The following is a 16,696-nucleotide window of genomic DNA, read 5'->3' as shown; positions in this document are numbered from 1 at the left end:
ATCGGCAGACAGAACACGCGAGCGAAATCATGGCGGACAGCAATCAACTGGATGTTTTTCCCTATCTGCAGGCGCTGTATGAAAAAGGCGGCTCGGATCTGTTTTTCAGCGTCGGCGCGCCGGTGCATATCAAGCTGGAAGGCATCAGCCAGGCCCTGGATGGGCGGGTGCTCAAGCAGGGCGAGGTGCAACGCCTGGCCTACCAGCTGATGAACCAGAAGCAGATCATGGATTTCGAGCGCGATCTGGAGATGAACCTGGCGGTGAGCATGCAGGCCGCCGGGCGGTTTCGCGTGAATATCTATTACCAGCGTGGCGAGGTGGCCATGGTGGTGCGCCTGATCACCACGCGCATCCCCGACTTTGCCACCCTGGGCCTGCCCAAGTTGCTGGAGAAACTCAGCATGCAGGATCGTGGCCTGGTGCTGGTGGTGGGCGCCGCGGGCTCCGGCAAGTCCACCACCCTGGCGGCCATGCTGGATTTTCGTAACCGCCACAAGGGCGGGCATATCGTCTGCATCGAAGACCCCATCGAGTTCCTGCACAGCCACCAGAAGTCGATCATCGACCAGCGTGAGGTGGGCCTGGACACCCACAGTTTCAACGATGCCCTGCGCAACGTGCTGCGTGAGGCGCCGGACGTGATCATGCTCGGCGAGATCCGTGATGCCGAGACCATGCAGCACGCCCTGCACTATGCCGAAACCGGCCACCTGTGCCTGGCCACCCTGCATGCCACCAGCAGCAGCCATGCCATCGAGCGTATCGTGCGCTTCTTTCCCGACGAGGCCCGCAAGCAGGTGCTGGCTGATCTGGCGCAGAACCTGTTGGCGGTGATCGGTCAGCGCCTGGTGCCGGGGGTGAGCCAGAAGCGCGTGGCCGCCATCGAACTGATGCTGGGTACGCCCTATATCCGCGACCTGATCCAGCGTGACCAGCTCAGCGATCTGCGCGAGGCCACGGCGCGGGCGCTGGAGCAGGGTTTGCAGACTTTCGACCAGCACCTCTATCAGCTGCTGGAGGCTGGGCGTATCTCGATGACTGAGGCGTTGAAGTTCGCCGATTCGCGCACCGACCTGAGCCTCAAGGTGCGTCTGGAACGGGGCTTTTCCGCCGAGGACAGCGAGCAGAAGGTGTTGCGCGATTTCTGATTGGCACTGGCGGCCTGCCGATTCGCGGCCTATAGCTCATACAGAGGCGGAAAAATTTCTGATAACCACCGCCTGCCGCCAGGGAGGCTGTGGATATGCTCACCCTGCTCAATCTGCTCTCGGCCATCGCCCTGCTGATCTGGGGCACCCATATCGTCCGCACCGGCATCCTGCGGGTCTACGGTTCGCACCTGCGCAAGGTGCTTAGCCACAACGTCAGCAAGCGCCCGCTGGCCTTTGCCGCCGGAATCGGTGTCACCGCACTGGTGCAGAGCAGCAATGCCACCGCATTGCTGGTGACCTCCTTTGTCGCCCAGGGGCTGATGGCCCTGACCCCGGGGCTGGCGATCATGCTCGGCGCCGATGTCGGCACCGCCCTGATGGCCCGGGTGTTGACCCTCGACCTGCACTGGTTGAGCCCATTGCTGATCTTTCTCGGGGTGATCTTCTTTCTCTCCCGGCGGCAGACCCGGGCCGGTCAGCTGGGGCGGGTGGCCATCGGCCTGGGCCTGATGCTGCTGGCCCTGGAGCTGATCGTCGCCGCCGCCACGCCGATCACCGAAGCCCGCGGCATCCGCGTACTGTTCGCCTCGCTGACCGGCGACCTGCTGCTCGATGCCCTGGTCGGCGCCCTCTTCGCCCTGATTTCCTACTCCAGCCTGGCCGCCGTGCTGCTTACCGCGACCCTCACCGGCGCCGGCCTGCTCAGCCTGCCGGTGGCCATCGGCCTGGTGATCGGCGCCAATATCGGCAGCGGCGTGCTGGCCTTTCTCACCAGCAGCCTGCAAACCCCGGCCGGGCGCCGCGTGGCGTTGGGCAGCCTGCTGTACAAGGTGATCGGCCTGTTGCTGGTGATGCCCGTGCTGAACCCGCTGGTGAACTGGCTGGATGAGCTGAACTGGCGCCCGGCCGAACTGGTGATCTTCTTTCACCTGCTCTACAACACCCTGCGTTGTGTGCTGATGCTGCCGACGGTGGGACTGATGGCGCGCTTCTGCAACTGGTTGCTGCCGGATCGTCCGGATGTCAGCGGTGTGGCCCGTCCGCGCCATCTGGACCGCACGGCACTGGACACGCCGAGCCTGGCCCTGGCCAATGCGGTGCGCGAGACCCTGCGCATTGGCGATCTGGTGGAAACCATGTTGCACCATCTGCTGGAGGTGCTGCGTAGCAATCAGCCGGCCCTGAGCAAGGAACTGCGTCGCCTGGATGATGATGTCGATGCCCTCTATAGCGCGGTCAAACTGTACCTGGCCCAGGTCTCGCGTGACGCCCTGAGCGAACGGGACAGTCGGCGCTGGGCCGAGGTGCTTGAGTGGGCGGTGAACCTGGAGCGGGCCGGCGGCATTATCGAGCGCATGCTTGGCAAGGTGCAGGATCAGAAGACCGCGCAGCGCCACGGGTTTTCCGACAGCGGCCTGGAGGAACTGGCCGGTCTGCATGCCCAGCTGATGGCCAATCTGCGCCTGGGGCTCAACGTCCTGCTCTCCGGTGATGCCGAGAGCGCGCGTCAGTTGCTGCGCGAGAAGCGCCGCTTCCGCGCCCAGGAGCGGCGCCTGGCCCACGCCCACGTCGGCCGCTTGCATCGTCAGGTGGTGCAGAGCATCGAAACCAGCGCCCTGCATATGGAACTGATCGGTGATATGCAGAGGCTCAACTCGCTGTTCTGTTCCAGTGCCTATGTGGTGCTGGAAAGCGGTGAGACCGGGGCGTTGCACCCTGAGCAGGGAGGGGATGAATAGGCAGGCATCGACTTGGTCTATACCACCAAACCTTGGTTGGGTGGTGGGCTGGATGGGCAGTGCGCTTTAGTTGATGGGCGAAGTTGCAACAGTTTTGCCATCAACTCTCGCTAGTAATGCTCAACTCCAACAACAAAAGAGCGCCTGCCCCTATGAAAACCCTTAGCACTCTGGCCATTGGTCTAGGCCTGTCCTTTGCCGCCAGCCAGGCCAGCGCCTGGTCGCAACCCACCCACAAGAATATCGTCAAGGACGCCCTGGGCTTTATGAACTCGGCCCACGCCACGGCCGAGATGAAGCGTGCCTACCAGTTCTACGTCGGCGCGGCCGGCAGCGAGGCCCGCGCCGGGGAAATCCTCGGCCAGGCCGCCTATGACGTCGACGACTTCAAGGACACCCGCCTGGGTGGCTGGTGGGTCGGTTACGAACACGCGCCGGTGTATGGCGCGGCGGCCTCCATCGTCAACTACACCTCCTACTGGCACTTTATCAACATGGGTCGCCAGGGCGACGCCCATGGCAACGACCACGGCGGCTACGACTACCGCTACCGCAAGGTGGACGGCAGCTGGAGCGGCGACGTGGACTGGTACGCCATGGTCTACCTGTACAACCGCGAGCTGAAGAAGAGCGATTTCGACACCACCGAGGCGCACTACCGCCAGGGCACTTACTCCAACTGGCAGACCCATTACGGTGATTTCCAGACCGCCGCCTTCCAGCCCATCGACAACCTGGCCAAGTACTGGTTCGATCAGTTCAAGAACGCCCCGTCGCTGCAGACCATCGGCTATGCCCTGCACGCCACCGGCGATGTGGCCCAGCCGCACCATGCCTGGGTCACCTCCGGCAACGGCCATTCCGGTTGGGAAGGCTGGGTGGACGACCACTACTTCCGCGAAGGCCTCAACGACCTGAGCAAGGTCGCCAGCCGGGTCGGCAGCTACGACCCGCAGCGGCCGATCCGCGATCTGATCACCCAGACCGCCCAGATCGCCTACCAGCGCCCCGAACCGCTGTACGACACCAGCTACAGCACCCGCCTGCGGGTGGCCCAGGAGCTGATCCCCGAGTCCATCGCCCTGACCGTGGCGGTGCTGACCAAGGGCGCCAACAACTTCCACGGCCAGGGTGGCCTGTAAGTGCGGCGCCTGAACAGCGCCCTGCTGGCACTGGGGCTGACCGGCATCTGCCTGTCGGCCCTGGCCGCCCAGGACTTGCGCATCAACGAGCAACGCCTGCCCGGCAAGAGCGTGGCCCTGCTGGAGCAGGCCATGACCCGGGTCAAGTTCAATACCGACCTGCGCCGCCTGCGTCTGGGTCTGGCGGAGAACCACCTGCTGGCCCGTGAGGTGGAAAGCGAGTTGCAGGACAGGTATCGCCGCGAGCTGGACGCCCTAGTGGAGGTGGAGGCGGCCAACCTGATCGAACAGGTTTACGGCCGCCAGTTCGCCCAGGATGTGCGCCCCTATCTGCGCCAGCCTCAGCCCCTGAGCAGCCAGCAGCTGCGCGCGATTCTCGCCGCGCCGCAGCAGGGGGTGGTGCTCGACAGCCTGCAGCTCAGCCCCCAGCAACAGGCGCAGGCCAAGGCCCTGGTGCTGATCCACTGGCAGTTCCCCGGCGGCCCCGAGCGCCAGCTCGACCTGCTGCAGCTGTACCAGGGCGACAACGTGCAGGGCCAGGTGGAGCTGCAACAGGGCAACCTGCAGTACCTGGCCGAAGCGGTGCGCCAGCGCGCCTGGCGCGATTTTCTCTGGCATCAGCTGCAGCATCAGCAGGGCTTTAGCGAGGCCGAGATGGCCGGCCTGCGTCAGCTGGTGCGGGACAAGCTGGTGCGTCATCAGTACCTGCACCAGCTGGGCCTGCACAGCGACTTCCACCACGAAACCCCGAGCCTGCGCGCCCTGGCCCGCCAGGTCAGCGACGCCGACGCCGAGGCCTATTACCAGCGTCATCGCCAGCAATTCCAGAACGTCACCCGCGTCGAGGCGGCGCATATTCGCCTGGCGGATCAGGCCACGGCGGATCGCGTGCACGCCGAACTGCAGCAGGGCCTGGATTTCAGCGAAGCGGTGCAGCGCCACTCCACCGCAGCCAGCAAGAATCTGACCCCGCCGGGGGATCTGGGCGAGATCCGCGCCGACACCGAGGGCCTGGACTTTCTGCGCAAGACCGCCTTGCTGCAGAAGACCGGCACCACCTCGCTGCCGATGTGGATCGACGGGGCCTTCGAGATCGTTCAGGTGCGCGCCCGCGAGGACCGTCAGCTGCCCCTGAGCGACCCCAGTGTGCGTTATGAAGTGAACCAGGCCGTGGCCAAGGAACAGCTGACCCGGCAATTCCAGGCCCGGGTCGATGCCCTGTTGGCCGGGGCCCGGGTGGAGGGGTTATGAGCAACGCATGTAGGGTGCGCCGTGCGCACCGACAGCACGGCGCTATTGGTGCGCACGGCGCACCCTACGGTCAGGCGTTTGTCGACTGCGGGAGGACGCCATGAAGGCCTGGATACTGGGCGCCCTGCTCTGCCTGAGCGCCTCGGTCAGCCTGGCGGCCTGGTGGGGCCTGAATATGCAGGCACTGCAGACACCCCAGGCACTCAGGCCCGCGATAACGTCCGACAGCGCATCGCGCCCGGCACCCCCGGCGCCAACCATGGTGCCCATCGCACCCGTCACAGCCCCCTCAGGCCCGATGGCCAGCGAGCTGGTTGTCGAACCTGAGGAAGAACCCAGCCTGAATATCGAAGAAGCCCAGATGCTGATGCAGCTGATGGCCGAGCAGGGCGACCCGCGCAGCCCGGTTCTGGGCGAGCGCCGGCCGCGTCAGGCGGCGAGTGCCGAGCAGCTGGCCGACCCCGAGCAATACCGCGCTTTCGAGGAGCAGCACAGCCGCGCCCTGATCATGGCCTATGCCGGTGGGGTCAAGCAGATCCCGGCGATCCGCCAGCGGATCGAGCAGGAAGCCCAGGCCGGCACCCGCAACGCCGAGGAAATCGACGAAGCCCGCGCCGCCCTGCAGCAGCTGGAGATGCTGCAGAGCAAGCTGCAACGCGAGGCGCCCGAGCTGTTGCCCTGATCAATCCCCTGCCGGCGCGTTGCTCGGCCCAGCCTGCGCCGGCTCGGCACCACACCAGGCATACCAGGCAAAGAACAGCGCCATCAGCAGGTAGCCGTGAACGAAGTCCGGGGCGGCGTACCAGGCCAGCTTGGGGGCGTGCATCAGGCCGACAAAGGCCATGGCCGCGGCGATCAGGGCGAACGCCGTGGCCTGGCGGAACTGGCGGTCGATCACCGCCACCGTCATGGCGCCGAGCAGAATGGCGCTGAACATGGCGCCCTGACCCAATGCGCCGATAGCCGTGGAAATGCCCTCCACCACCTCCGGCGCGCCGCGGTTGAAGCGGGTCATCAGGTAGTTGGCGAAATACGGCAGCATGGCCAGGGCCACCGCCGGGTAGTAGCGGGCGTGGTTGCTGTTGAACGCGGTGGCGATCATCGACATGCCGACGAACACCAGAATCGGCGCCACCACCGCCACCGGGATCAGCGCGGCGATAAAGGCGATCAGACCGAACATGGTGGCGATGCCGTACACCGCGCCATTAAGGATGCTGTAGCCGCGCCCGGCACCCATCCACTTCGAGCCCACGGTGGCGATATACACGGTGGTGGGGAACACGCCGCCGAACAGCGCGCCGAGCATGGTGCCGACACCGTCCACCGCCTGGCATTCGCGCACGCTGTAGCTGTCGCCGGCGGCGCTCATGGCCTCGACGTTGTTCATGGTCTCGATGGCGTTGTACAGGGTGATCGGCAGGATCACCGTCATCAGTGCCAGCATCGTGGTGAACAGCAGGCCGAGGCCTTCGTACCAGGCCAGGTTGGGCAGCAGCGGGTAGAAGCCCAGGTGGGTGAAGGCGTCGCTGAACTTGCTGCTGTCGGCGGCGCCGACCAGGTAGGCCAGGGCGGTGCCGACGACGATGGCAAACAGCGAGGCGGGCAGGCGAAACGGCATGCTGATGCGCGCCACCAGCCCGACTATGGTGATGGCCAGCACCAGCAGGCCGATCATGGGAATTTCCAGGGTCTTGAACAGCATCTCGCCGGCGATAAAGGTCAGCGCCACCCCGGCTACTGCGCCGAGCATGGCCGGGCGCGGCAGACGTTTTTGCACCCAGCCGCCGATCAGGCTGATGGCCGCCTCGATGGCGCCGCTGATCAGGCAGGCGGCCACCGCCACCTTCCAGGCCAGTTCGGCGTCGCCGGTGAGGTTTTTCGCCGGCAGCAACACGCCGAACAGGAAGACGAACATCACCGGGGTGCTGATGCCGTAGGACAGCGCCGTGACGTCGGCGCGGTTTTCCTTGCGCGCCAGGCGCGCGGCGCTCCAGGCGTAGTAGAAGTTGCCGGCCATCACCGCCACTGCGGCGCCGGGCAGCACCTGGCCAAACACGATCTCGGCGGGAAAACCCATGCCGAGCATGCTGATGGCGATGATCACGAAGTTGGCGATGTTGTTCTGGAACAGGGCGAAGAAGGCGTCGGTGTCTTCCTTCTTGTACCAGGGATAGTGAACCTGGGGTGTCGACATGGCATGCCTCTAGTTGTTGTGTTTTGTACACAGTCTTGTGTACAGGCGCTTGGAGTCTAGCAACGCTGCAATATCCTGACCACAAGCTCAGAAACATCCGCCTGAGGCGCCCTGGGCCAAGGTTATCCTGCTTTGTGGCGTCAGTCATACAAGGTGCGAAAGCCTGGCATCGGCCTGTGTGTGGTGATTGTCGAATTAGAAGATTGGCCACACGGGCGAGCAAATCGAAGCCTGAATCCCTACAATCGCCGGAATTCGGGATCATCTAGATGGTCGCTGAGGTGTGCGCAACGCTGCCCATCTCGCCAGGGCCATGGAAAGGAAAGGCATGATTAGAAGCATCACCCGCCTGCTCAACAGGCAGCGACTGATTCGGCGCATTCGTGGCGCCGGCAAGGATCTTGAGGCCACCGGGTTTCGCGTGCGCAATCTTGGGGCTTTTCTGGCTGACCTGGCACGTAGTGACATTGAGCATGTTGTCCTGCATTGGCCTGACAGTTTGGATCTGCAGGCCACACCTTCAGTGGGTGACGATGCCGAAGAAGTGCTGTTATTGCTGGATATCTGCGCCCGTGGCCCCCAGGGCTTTGCCCGCGTGGCCGCTCGACATATGGCCAACGATGGGGTGCCCTGCCGGTTCTACTGCAGCATCGGCTCCCGCGGGTTTGCCTTTATGCGCTACCCCTACTATCCACCATTGATGGCAAGGCGCCTGCTGGCCACCCGGGTGCGTGACCCTCGGGGGTTTTATCGCCTTGTCGGGCTGGCGCATATCCAGTCGTTGGTCTATCACCTGCTCTATGCCAAGGCCGCGGGGCTGTGCCGAACGGACGAGGCCAGCGAGCGGGAAAGTCTGCAGCCGCTGTTGCAGCGTTTGCAGGAAGAGGCTGAAAAGGCGACCGTCAGCTTGCCGCAGCCGCTGACATTGGGCGCTCTGCATGGCTGGCTGGTGCAGCACAACAGCGACATGCCCTATGACCTGAAAGTACGCTGGCCGCTGAATGCGGGTTGGCTGGGTGGCCTGATCGAGGCCGAACAGCAGGGGTTGTTGGCCCCCGTGCCGGGCTACCATTACTTCTGCGTGCTGGCTCTGCGTGCCGATGTGCTGGATGCAGGTTTGCAGGCTGCGGCGCTGCAGCGTATTGGCGAGAAGTTTGCGGTGCGTGAGGTGATCGAAGTCGAGCCCGATATGGCGCGTAACGTGGCGGCTCAATTGCGTGGTGGCAACTGGATGGAGGGGCGTTATGGGGAAGAGCTGTTGCCCCGGATTTTCCTGCTGTGCGATGACCTTGAGCCAGTTGCACCGGCCGAGCGCATTACCGATTACCCTCATCTGGACAACCTGAACATGCTGTGGAAGCACCAGCTACGCGGCGAGTTGTCCGAGCAGGCGGGCAAGAAGATGCACGGCGTGCATTGCAGCGACAATCATGCTGAGGCGCTCTACATGTTGCGTGTTCTGCAGCGCTTTGGTTTGACTGCCTAAGCGCTGGCATTGCAAACGCTGCGGGCCGCTTTAGCGGCCACATAGCCAAATGAAAAGCCCGGCACCTGGGGGCCGGGCTTTTGCTCAACCTGGGCTAGGTCGTACGCCGACGCCGTTGCAGCCAGACGATCAGGCCGAACAGCAGCAGGGCCGGCAGCCACATCAGCTCCTTGGCCCAGCGGTCCGTGGGGGCCTTGACGCTGAGGATCTGCTGGTCGAACTCCAGGCCCGCCTCGGCGGCGGGGCTGGCGAAGGTCACGCTGTCCACCAGCAGCTTGTCGCCGTCCTGGTAGGTCAGCAGGCCGAGCTTCTCCAGGCGCTGCTCACCGGTTTCGCCACTGGGCACCGGCAGCAGCAGGCTGAACTCGCGGGGGTCGCCCACCTCGTTCTCGCCCAGCACACGCAGGCGCAGCTGGCTGCCGTCTTCCACCGAACCCAGGGCCTGGGCCAGTTCGCTCGGTGCAATCTCCACATAGGGATCGTGCAGCTGGTCCATCCAGAAGCCCGGGCGGAACAGGGTAAAGGCCACCAGCAACAGCAGCAGGCTTTCGTACCAGCGGCTTTTGACCAGGAAGAAACCCTGGGTCGAGGCGGCGAAGATCAGCATGGCCAGGGTGGCCACGGCGAAGATCAGCAGCCCGTGCCAGAAGTCCACGTCGATCAGCAGCAGGTCGGTATTGAAGATAAACAGGAACGGCAGCACCGCCGTGCGCAGGCTGTAGTAGAAGGCCTGGATACCGGTCTTGATCGGGTCGCCCTTGGATACCGCTGCCGCGGCGAACGAGGCCAGCCCCACGGGCGGGGTGACGTCGGCCATGATGCCGAAGTAGAAGACGAACAGATGCACGGCGATCAGCGGCACGATCAGCCCGTTCTGCTGGCCCAGGGTGACGATCACCGGCACCAGCAGGCTGGACACCACGATGTAGTTGGCGGTGGTCGGCAGGCCCATGCCCAGGATCAGGCTGAAGATCGCCGTGAGCACCAGCATCAGCAGCAGGTTGCCCATGGACAGCAGCTCGACCAGATCGGCCAGCACCAGGCCGACCCCGGTCTGCGACACCGCGCCGACGATCATGCCGGCCGCCGCGGTGGCGATGCCGATGCCGATCATATTGCGCGCCCCGGCGATCAGGCCTTCGCGCAGGTCGACCACGCCATCGATAAAGGTGCCGTGGTCGTGGCTGCCGTCGTGGCGCATCCAGCTCAGCAGCGGGCGCTGGGTGAGCAGGATGATGATCAGCATCACGCTGCCCCAGAAGGCCGACAGCCCCGGCGACAGGCGCTCGATCATCAGGCACCAGACCAGCACCACCACCGGCAGCAGAAAGTGCAGGCCGGAAAGCAGCACGGCGCGGGTCTGGGGCAGCTCTTCCAGCGGCGCGTCCGGGTCTTCCGGCGGCAGCACCGGTACGCTGGCGGCGATCTTCAGCAGGCCCAGGTAGACCAGCGCCAGCAGCGCGCCGATCACCGGCAGGGCGTAATCGCCCAGGGCCGGCTTGAGCCAGCCGAGGCCGTAATACACCGCCAGGGACAGGCCGCTGATCAGCGCCGCACCGAAGGCGAAGCCGGTCAGGCGGCGCAGCCAGGGCTTGGGCTGGGCGGTGCCGATGGGTTGCAGGCCGAGCTTGAGCGATTCCAGGTGGACGATATAGAGCAGGGCGATATAGGAGATGGCCGCCGGCAGGAAGGCGTGCTTGATGATCTCCACATAGGGCATGCCGATGTACTCGACCATCAGAAAGGCGGCGGCGCCCATCACCGGCGGCATGATCTGGCCGTTGACCGAGGAGGCCACTTCCACCGCGCCGGCCTTCTCCGCGGAGAAGCCGGTGCGCTTCATCATCGGGATGGTAAAGGTGCCGGTGGTGACCACGTTGGCGATCGACGAGCCGGAAATCATCCCGGTCATGCCCGAGGCCATCACCGCCGCCTTGGCCGGGCCGCCACGGAAGTGGCCGAGCAGGCTGAAGGCCAGCTGGATAAAGTAATGCCCGGCACCGGCCCGCTCCAGCAGCGCGCCGAACAGCACGAAGAGAAAGACGAAGCTGGTGGACACGCCCAGGGCGATGCCGAACACCCCCTCGGTGGTGATCCACTGGTGGTTGGCCAGGGCGTTAAAGCTGACCCCGCGGTGCGCCAGCATGCCCGGCATATAGGGCCCGGCCAGGCTGTAGAGGAGAAACACCAGGGCAATGATCGCCAGCGGCGGGCCCAGGGCGCGGCGGGTGGCCTCCAGCAGCAGCGGGATACCGATGCAGGCGGTGACCAGATCAGCGCTGGTCAGGCTGCCGGGGCGCAGGGCCAGCTGCTGATAGAAGATAAACAGGTAGGCGGCGCTGGCCGCGGCCACCAGGCCCAGGGCGATATCCAGCAGCGGCACACGGTCGCGCGGCGAGGACTTGAACGCCGGGTAGGCGAGAAAGGCCAGCAGCAGGGCAAAGGCCAGGTGGATGGAGCGGGTTTCGGTGTCGTTGAGCACGCCGAAACCGAAGACGAAGGGCAGCGGCGAAGCGATCCACAGCTGGAACAGCGACCAGAGCAGGGCCAGGCCGGCGATCACCTGGGCCATGGCGCCCACGGGCAGGCGCGCGCCGACATCCTGGGCGATCAGTTCTTCGGTGGACAGTTGCTTGTCATGCATGGGGGCGAACCTGCATTCGGAAAGACGGAAAATGGCAAAACCCGCGGCCTTGCGGCGCGCGGGCTGCTCAAATCAAGCGTAGTGCAAGGTGGCCGCAGCGGACTGCGACCACAGCGGCTTACATCCAGCCGCGTTCCTTGTAGTAACGCACCGCACCTTCATGCAGCGGCGCGCTCAGGCCCACCTTGATCATGTCTTCTTCCTTCAGGTCGGCAAATGCAGGGTGCAGACGCTTGAAGCGATCGATGTTGTCGAACACCGACTTGACCAGCTGGTAGACCACTTCCGGGCTGGCCTTGGCCGAGGTGGAGAGCACCGCCTTGCCGCCGATGGACGGGGTCGGCGCATCGTTGCCCTTGTACAGGCCGCCGGGAATATCGGCCTTGGTGTAGTAGCTCTTGGCCGCCAGCAACTGGTCGATCTCGGCGCCGGTGACCGGTACCAGCACCGCGTCGGTGGTGGTGGTAGCTTCCTGGATCGCGCCATTGGGATGACCGACGAAGTAGGTCATGGCGTCGATATTGTTGTCACCCAGGGCGCTGGCCTGTTCGGCCGGCTTGAGTTCGGCGGCGAGGGCGAAGGCGGAACGATCCCAGCCCTTGACGGCCATGATCTCTTCCAGGGTGTCGCGCTGGCCGGAGCCGGGGTTGCCGATATTCACCCGCTTGCCCTTGAGGTCATCGAAGCTGGCGATATTGGCGTCGCGGCGGGCGAGGATGGTGAACACCTCACTCTGCAGGGAGAACACCGCGCGGATGTCTTCCATGGCACCTTCGGCCTCGAAGGGGGCGACGCCGCTCATGGCCTTGTACTGGTGATCCGACTGCATGATGCCGAAGTTGAATTCGCCGCTGCGGATGCCGTTGACGTTGGCCACGCCACCGCCACTGGCCGGGGCGTTGCACTTGATGCCGTGCTCGGCGGCGCCGCGGTTGAGGAAGCGGCAGATGGACTGGCCGGCTACGTAGTACACGCCGGTCTGGCCGCCGGTACCGATGGTGACGAACTGCTCTTCAGCCTGTACCGCGCCGCTCAGGCTGGTGGCGGCGAGTGCGGCGGACAGGGCCCATGCCAGGGATTGGCCTTTCATGGTGAGGTCTCCTTTGGGTTTTATTGTGAGCCTGGCCCGCCTTGTGGGCGGCGGCCAGGGTGCAAGAGTCTAACCATTTGGTCAGGCTTGGGGCAGCCCGGGGGGGCTGACCGGGTAACCGGATGTGTAAGCATAGACCCTGCTGCCCAGGCTGAAAGACGCTGCGGGCTATCCCCGGGGCACGGCTTTGGGCAGAATCGCCGACATGAACAGAGCCCGATCCGATCTAACCCAGGCCTCGGTCAGTGCCAGCCTCAGTCAGGCGGTACTGCATGCCGCCAGTCGCCTGGGCCTGGGGCGCGAGGCGCTGATGGAGCAATGCGGCTTCGATCCGGCGCAGTTGAGCGATCCCGACGCGCGCATTCCCTTCGCCACCCAGGAGCGGCTGTGGCAGGCCCTGAGTCGTCTGCCCCTGAGTGAACCGGGGTTGGCCGTTGGCAGCAACCTGGCGCCGGGGCCGTTCAGCGTGCTGGGTTACCTGTTGCAAAGCAGCGCGACCCTGGGCGAAGCCCTGGCGGCGGCGCTGCGCTACCAGCGCCTGGTGGGTGAAGGTGGCGAAGTGCAGTTGCTGGAGCGCGAGCAGGAGTTGCAGCTGCTGTACCGCCCGCTGCACCCGGACCTGCCGGCGACCCGCACCCGGGTGCTGGCCCTGATGGCCTGCTGGGTGCAGATGTTCCAGCCGCTGCTGGCGGAGTTTCGTCCGTTGCGCGCGCAGTTCGTGCATGACGAACCGGCGGATCTGGCGCCCTACCAGGCGATCTTTCCCTGCCCGTTACAGTTTGCTGCCGACGATTACGGCATTGTGCTGCCCAGGGCCCTGGCCGATGCGCCGCTGATCCAGGCCAACCCGCCGTTGCAGAGCCTGTTGCGCCAGCATGCCGAGGCCCTGCTGGCGCGGCTTCCCAGCGAGGGGTTAAGTGCTCGGGTGGTGGTGCTGCTGGGTGAGCAGCTGGCCCGGGGCGAGCCGGATCGCCAGCAGCTGGCGCGCAGCCTGGCCCTGAGCGAGCGCAGCCTGCAGCGTCATCTGGCCGAGGAGGGCAGCAGCTATCAGCAACTGCTCAACGACACCCGCCGCCAGCTGGCCGAACGCTACCTGCAGGACGGCCAGCTGCCCGCCACCGAGATCGCCCTGCTGCTGGGCTATTCCGAACCCAGCGTGTTCTTCCGCGCCTTCCGCCAGTGGAGCGGCATGACCCCCGGAGAATATCGCCAACGTCATGCCCGCCAGGACAGCTAGCCGGCTGTTTCAGCAGAGTTCGGGGTTTTTCGCACAGCTGCCATAGCCTTCGGCGTGCATCTGCTCCAGGGCCTGCTGCAGGCGCTGCACCACCTCGTCCGGGGTGTCCTTGTTGAGCGCCAGATAGAGCTGCGAGGTCTCGAAGCTGAGCCGGGTTTCCAGCCCGTCGACACCCTGCTCGCGGGCATAAAAGCGCCAGACCGGGTCGGAGGTGGCCCACAGGTCGATCTGCCCGCGCAGCAGCTTGCGGATATTCTCCTGATCGCGCAGGGCGTTCAGCGGGGTGAAGCCCAGGCGCTCCAGATGCTGGCTGACCGCCGCGCTCTGGTAGGCACCAATGCGGTAGGCCTTGGCCTCTTCCAGATCGGCTGGGCGCGGGCCGCCGTCCCTGAGGCCGACCAGCACGCTCTGGTACTGGGCAATCGGCCCGACCCACTTGAACAGCGGTTTGCGCGCCTCGCTCAGGGAGGTGGAGAACAGCCCGTGGTTGGCCTGGGTCATCGCCTGCTTGTAGATGCGATCCCAGGGGAAGCGCAGAGTCAGGCTGTAGTCGATGCCGGCGCGCTTGAACATTTCGCGCACAATCTCGGCACTGATGCCCTGGATCTTGTCGCCGCGGGCGAAATTCTTGCCGTTCACGGCCATATTGAAGGGCGGAAAATTCTCCGTCAGCAGGGTCAGCTTGTAGTCGGGCGGCAGGGCGGCCTGGCTCAGCGGGCTGCACAGCAGGCCCAGGGTCAGGGCGGCCAGATGACGGCGGCGCGAACGCCAGAAGGTTTTAAGCGGCTGCAACATGCGTTTGTCCCTTTTTATTGTTGTAGGGCATCACGAAATGACGCCGTCGCCCGGCCCGGATAGGGCAGGGCGACGAACGCCAGGGGTGCTCCGGTGCGAGAAAGCCCGCCCAGTCAGGCGGTAACGAAGGGGTGTGCCGACACGAATACCCGCCACGGCCAGGGCCGTGGCAGGGAAAATCGCAACCGCCCGACTGGAGGGGCTGTTCGGGCACTAGGACGTCGGGGGTGGCCCGCTGTCCTGAGGAGAGAGACGACCGAGGTCGAATAGATTCATGAGGTCACCCTGTGTGGTTGCTTTATAGGTATGCCCTGGATGCCTGTGGCATCTCGTTGGCTGCCGGTTTCCTTCCGGCTATGCCGATGCGCCGGGTAGGCGCATAAGCCCCACACATCCCTGTGCGGGTGTTGCTCTGCTCTTTCGCGCGTAGGGTGCGCCGTGCGCACCAGAGGCGGCTCCGGTGCGTACGGCGCACCCTACAAGCCTTTTCAGCCTGCGACCGTGACTTATGCCTTTAAGGGCACCAGACGCGGCGCGATCATGTTCTCGGGACGCAGGATATCGGCCAGTTCGGCGTCGCCCAGCAGCTTCTCCTCGCGCACCAGTTCCAGCACGCCGCGGCCGCTGTCCAGCGCCACCTTGGCGATACGGGTGGCGTTTTCGTAGCCGATATAGGGGTTCAGCGCGGTGATCAGGCCGATGGAGTTTTCCATCAGCTGGCGGCAGTGGGCTTCGTTGGCGCTGATGCCGTCGATGCACAGCTCGCGCAGCATATCCATGGCGCGGGTCAGCAGGCGGATCGAATCGAAGATCTTGTAGGCGATCAGCGGTTCCATCACGTTCAGCTGCAGCTGGCCGCCTTCGGCCGCCATGGTTAGGGCCAGGTCATTGCCGATCACCTCGAAGGCCACCTGGTTGACCGCTTCCGGGATCACCGGGTTGACCTTGCCGGGCATGATCGAGCTGCCTGGCTGGCGCGGCGGCAGGTTGATCTCGTTGATCCCGGTGCGCGGGCCGCTGGAGAGCAGGCGCAGGTCGTTGCACATCTTCGACAGCTTGACTGCGGTGCGCTTGAGCATGCCGGAGAACAGCACGAAGGCGCCCATGTCGCTGGTGGCTTCGATCAGGTCGGCGGCCGGGGTCAGCGGGTGGCCACTGATAATCGCCAGGCGCTTGACCGCCATCAGCTGGTACTGCGGGTCGGCGTTGATCCCGGTGCCGATGGCGGTGCCGCCCAGGTTGACCTCGGTGAGCAGGGTCGGGGCCAGCAGTTTCAGGTGCTGCAGGTCTTCGCCCAGGGTGGTGGCGAAGGCGCGGAATTCCTGGCCCAGGGTCATGGGCACGGCGTCCTGCAGCTGGGTGCGGCCCATCTTCAGCACATGGCCGAACTCCAGGCCCTTGGCGGCCAGGGACTGGATCAGCTTGTCCAGGGCGGTGAGCAGGCTGTCGTGGCCCAGCAGCAGGCCCAGGCGGATGGCGGTCGGATAGGCGTCATTCGTGGACTGCGCCATGTTCACGTCATTGTTCGGGTGCAGGTACTGGTACTCGCCCTTCTCATGGCCCATGGCTTCCAGGGCGATATTGGCGATCACCTCGTTGGCATTCATATTGGTCGAGGTGCCGGCGCCGCCCTGGATCATGTCGACCACGAACTGATCGTGAAACTCGCCCTGGATGATGCGCGCACAGGCGGTGCTGATCGCGGTGTGCTTGGCGGCGGACAGATGACCCAGCTCGCGGTTGGCATCGGCTGCTGCCTGCTTGACCATGGCCAGGGCGACCACCAGCTTCGGGTAATGCGACAGGGTGACACCGGACAGGCGGAAGTTCTGCACGGCGCGCAGGGTCTGGATGCCGTAATAGGCATCGGCAGGTACGTTAAGGGTGCCGAGCAGGTCTTTTTCGAGGCGAGTTGATGCAGCAGCGGACATGATAAGTGCTATCTCTAGGGAATACGGCAT

12 protein-coding genes are annotated in these 16,696 nt (G+C 64.9%); 7 read left to right on the top strand and 5 right to left on the bottom strand.

From position 1 onward, the window contains the following. Positions 1-29 precede the first annotated feature (29 nt). The 5 genes from GJV18_RS01610 to GJV18_RS01590 all read left to right on the top strand — a co-directional run bounded on the left by GJV18_RS01610 (position 30) and on the right by GJV18_RS01590 (position 5,968). Positions 30-1,151, top strand: coding sequence for a PilT/PilU family type 4a pilus ATPase (locus GJV18_RS01610; RefSeq protein ID WP_160342978.1), 1,122 nt, complete (start codon positions 30-32; stop codon positions 1,149-1,151). 95 nt (positions 1,152-1,246) lie between these two features. Next, positions 1,247-2,893 carry a Na/Pi cotransporter family protein gene (locus tag GJV18_RS01605; protein ID WP_160342977.1) on the top strand — a complete coding sequence of 549 codons (1,647 nt, stop codon included), beginning with the start codon at positions 1,247-1,249 and terminating at the stop codon, positions 2,891-2,893. Between the two features lie 152 nt (positions 2,894-3,045). Further along, positions 3,046-4,035 carry a phospholipase C/P1 nuclease family protein gene (locus GJV18_RS01600; RefSeq protein WP_160342976.1) on the top strand — a complete coding sequence of 330 codons (990 nt, stop codon included), beginning with the start codon at positions 3,046-3,048 and terminating at the stop codon, positions 4,033-4,035. After that, a complete protein-coding gene (locus tag GJV18_RS01595; RefSeq protein WP_178113400.1) occupies positions 4,036-5,286 on the top strand; it encodes a peptidyl-prolyl cis-trans isomerase in 1,251 nt (416 codons plus the stop codon). 100 nt (positions 5,287-5,386) lie between these two features. Next, positions 5,387-5,968: a hypothetical protein gene (locus GJV18_RS01590; protein WP_160342975.1), complete on the top strand. Its 582-nt coding sequence runs from the start codon at positions 5,387-5,389 to the stop codon at positions 5,966-5,968. Here the strand turns inward: GJV18_RS01590 and GJV18_RS01585 are convergent, their stop codons facing one another. Beyond that, positions 5,969-7,483 (bottom strand): NCS2 family permease, encoded by a 1,515-nt coding sequence (locus GJV18_RS01585; protein WP_160342974.1) that lies wholly within the window; start codon positions 7,481-7,483, stop codon positions 5,969-5,971. A gap of 328 nt (positions 7,484-7,811) precedes the next feature. Here GJV18_RS01585 and GJV18_RS01580 point away from each other — a divergent pair, with 328 nt between their 5' ends. Beyond that, on the top strand, positions 7,812-8,969 hold the full coding sequence (locus GJV18_RS01580) for a hypothetical protein (RefSeq protein WP_160342973.1): 1,158 nt from the start codon (positions 7,812-7,814) through the stop codon (positions 8,967-8,969). A gap of 94 nt (positions 8,970-9,063) precedes the next feature. On the opposite strand, the gene GJV18_RS01575 is transcribed toward GJV18_RS01580, so the two are convergent. Together GJV18_RS01575 and GJV18_RS01570 are read right to left on the bottom strand one after the other, a co-directional pair. Next, complete coding sequence (locus GJV18_RS01575) at positions 9,064-11,613, bottom strand: TRAP transporter permease (protein ID WP_160342972.1); 2,550 nt, start codon at positions 11,611-11,613, stop codon at positions 9,064-9,066. A gap of 118 nt (positions 11,614-11,731) precedes the next feature. Then, the gene (locus GJV18_RS01570; protein WP_160342971.1) at positions 11,732-12,703 is read right to left on the bottom strand and encodes a TAXI family TRAP transporter solute-binding subunit; all 972 of its coding nucleotides are present in this window, start codon (positions 12,701-12,703) and stop codon (positions 11,732-11,734) included. A 205-nt stretch (positions 12,704-12,908) separates the two neighbouring features. Between GJV18_RS01570 and GJV18_RS01565 the strand changes: the two genes are divergently transcribed. Next, positions 12,909-13,940: an AraC family transcriptional regulator gene (locus GJV18_RS01565; RefSeq protein WP_160342970.1), complete on the top strand. Its 1,032-nt coding sequence runs from the start codon at positions 12,909-12,911 to the stop codon at positions 13,938-13,940. Positions 13,941-13,949: 9 nt separating this feature from the next. Here GJV18_RS01565 and GJV18_RS01560 read toward each other — a convergent pair whose 3' ends face one another. Beyond that, positions 13,950-14,735 carry a substrate-binding periplasmic protein gene (locus GJV18_RS01560; protein ID WP_160342969.1) on the bottom strand — a complete coding sequence of 262 codons (786 nt, stop codon included), beginning with the start codon at positions 14,733-14,735 and terminating at the stop codon, positions 13,950-13,952. A gap of 506 nt (positions 14,736-15,241) precedes the next feature. Continuing rightward, on the bottom strand, positions 15,242-16,666 hold the full coding sequence (locus GJV18_RS01555) for an aspartate ammonia-lyase (protein WP_160342968.1): 1,425 nt from the start codon (positions 16,664-16,666) through the stop codon (positions 15,242-15,244). Positions 16,667-16,696: the final 30 nt, after the last annotated feature.

Source organism: Pseudomonas xionganensis, assembly GCF_009763245.1.
GTDB classification, from domain to species: Bacteria; Pseudomonadota; Gammaproteobacteria; order Pseudomonadales; family Pseudomonadaceae; genus Aquipseudomonas; species Aquipseudomonas xionganensis.
This window is presented reverse-complemented; position numbering and strand designations above follow the sequence as displayed.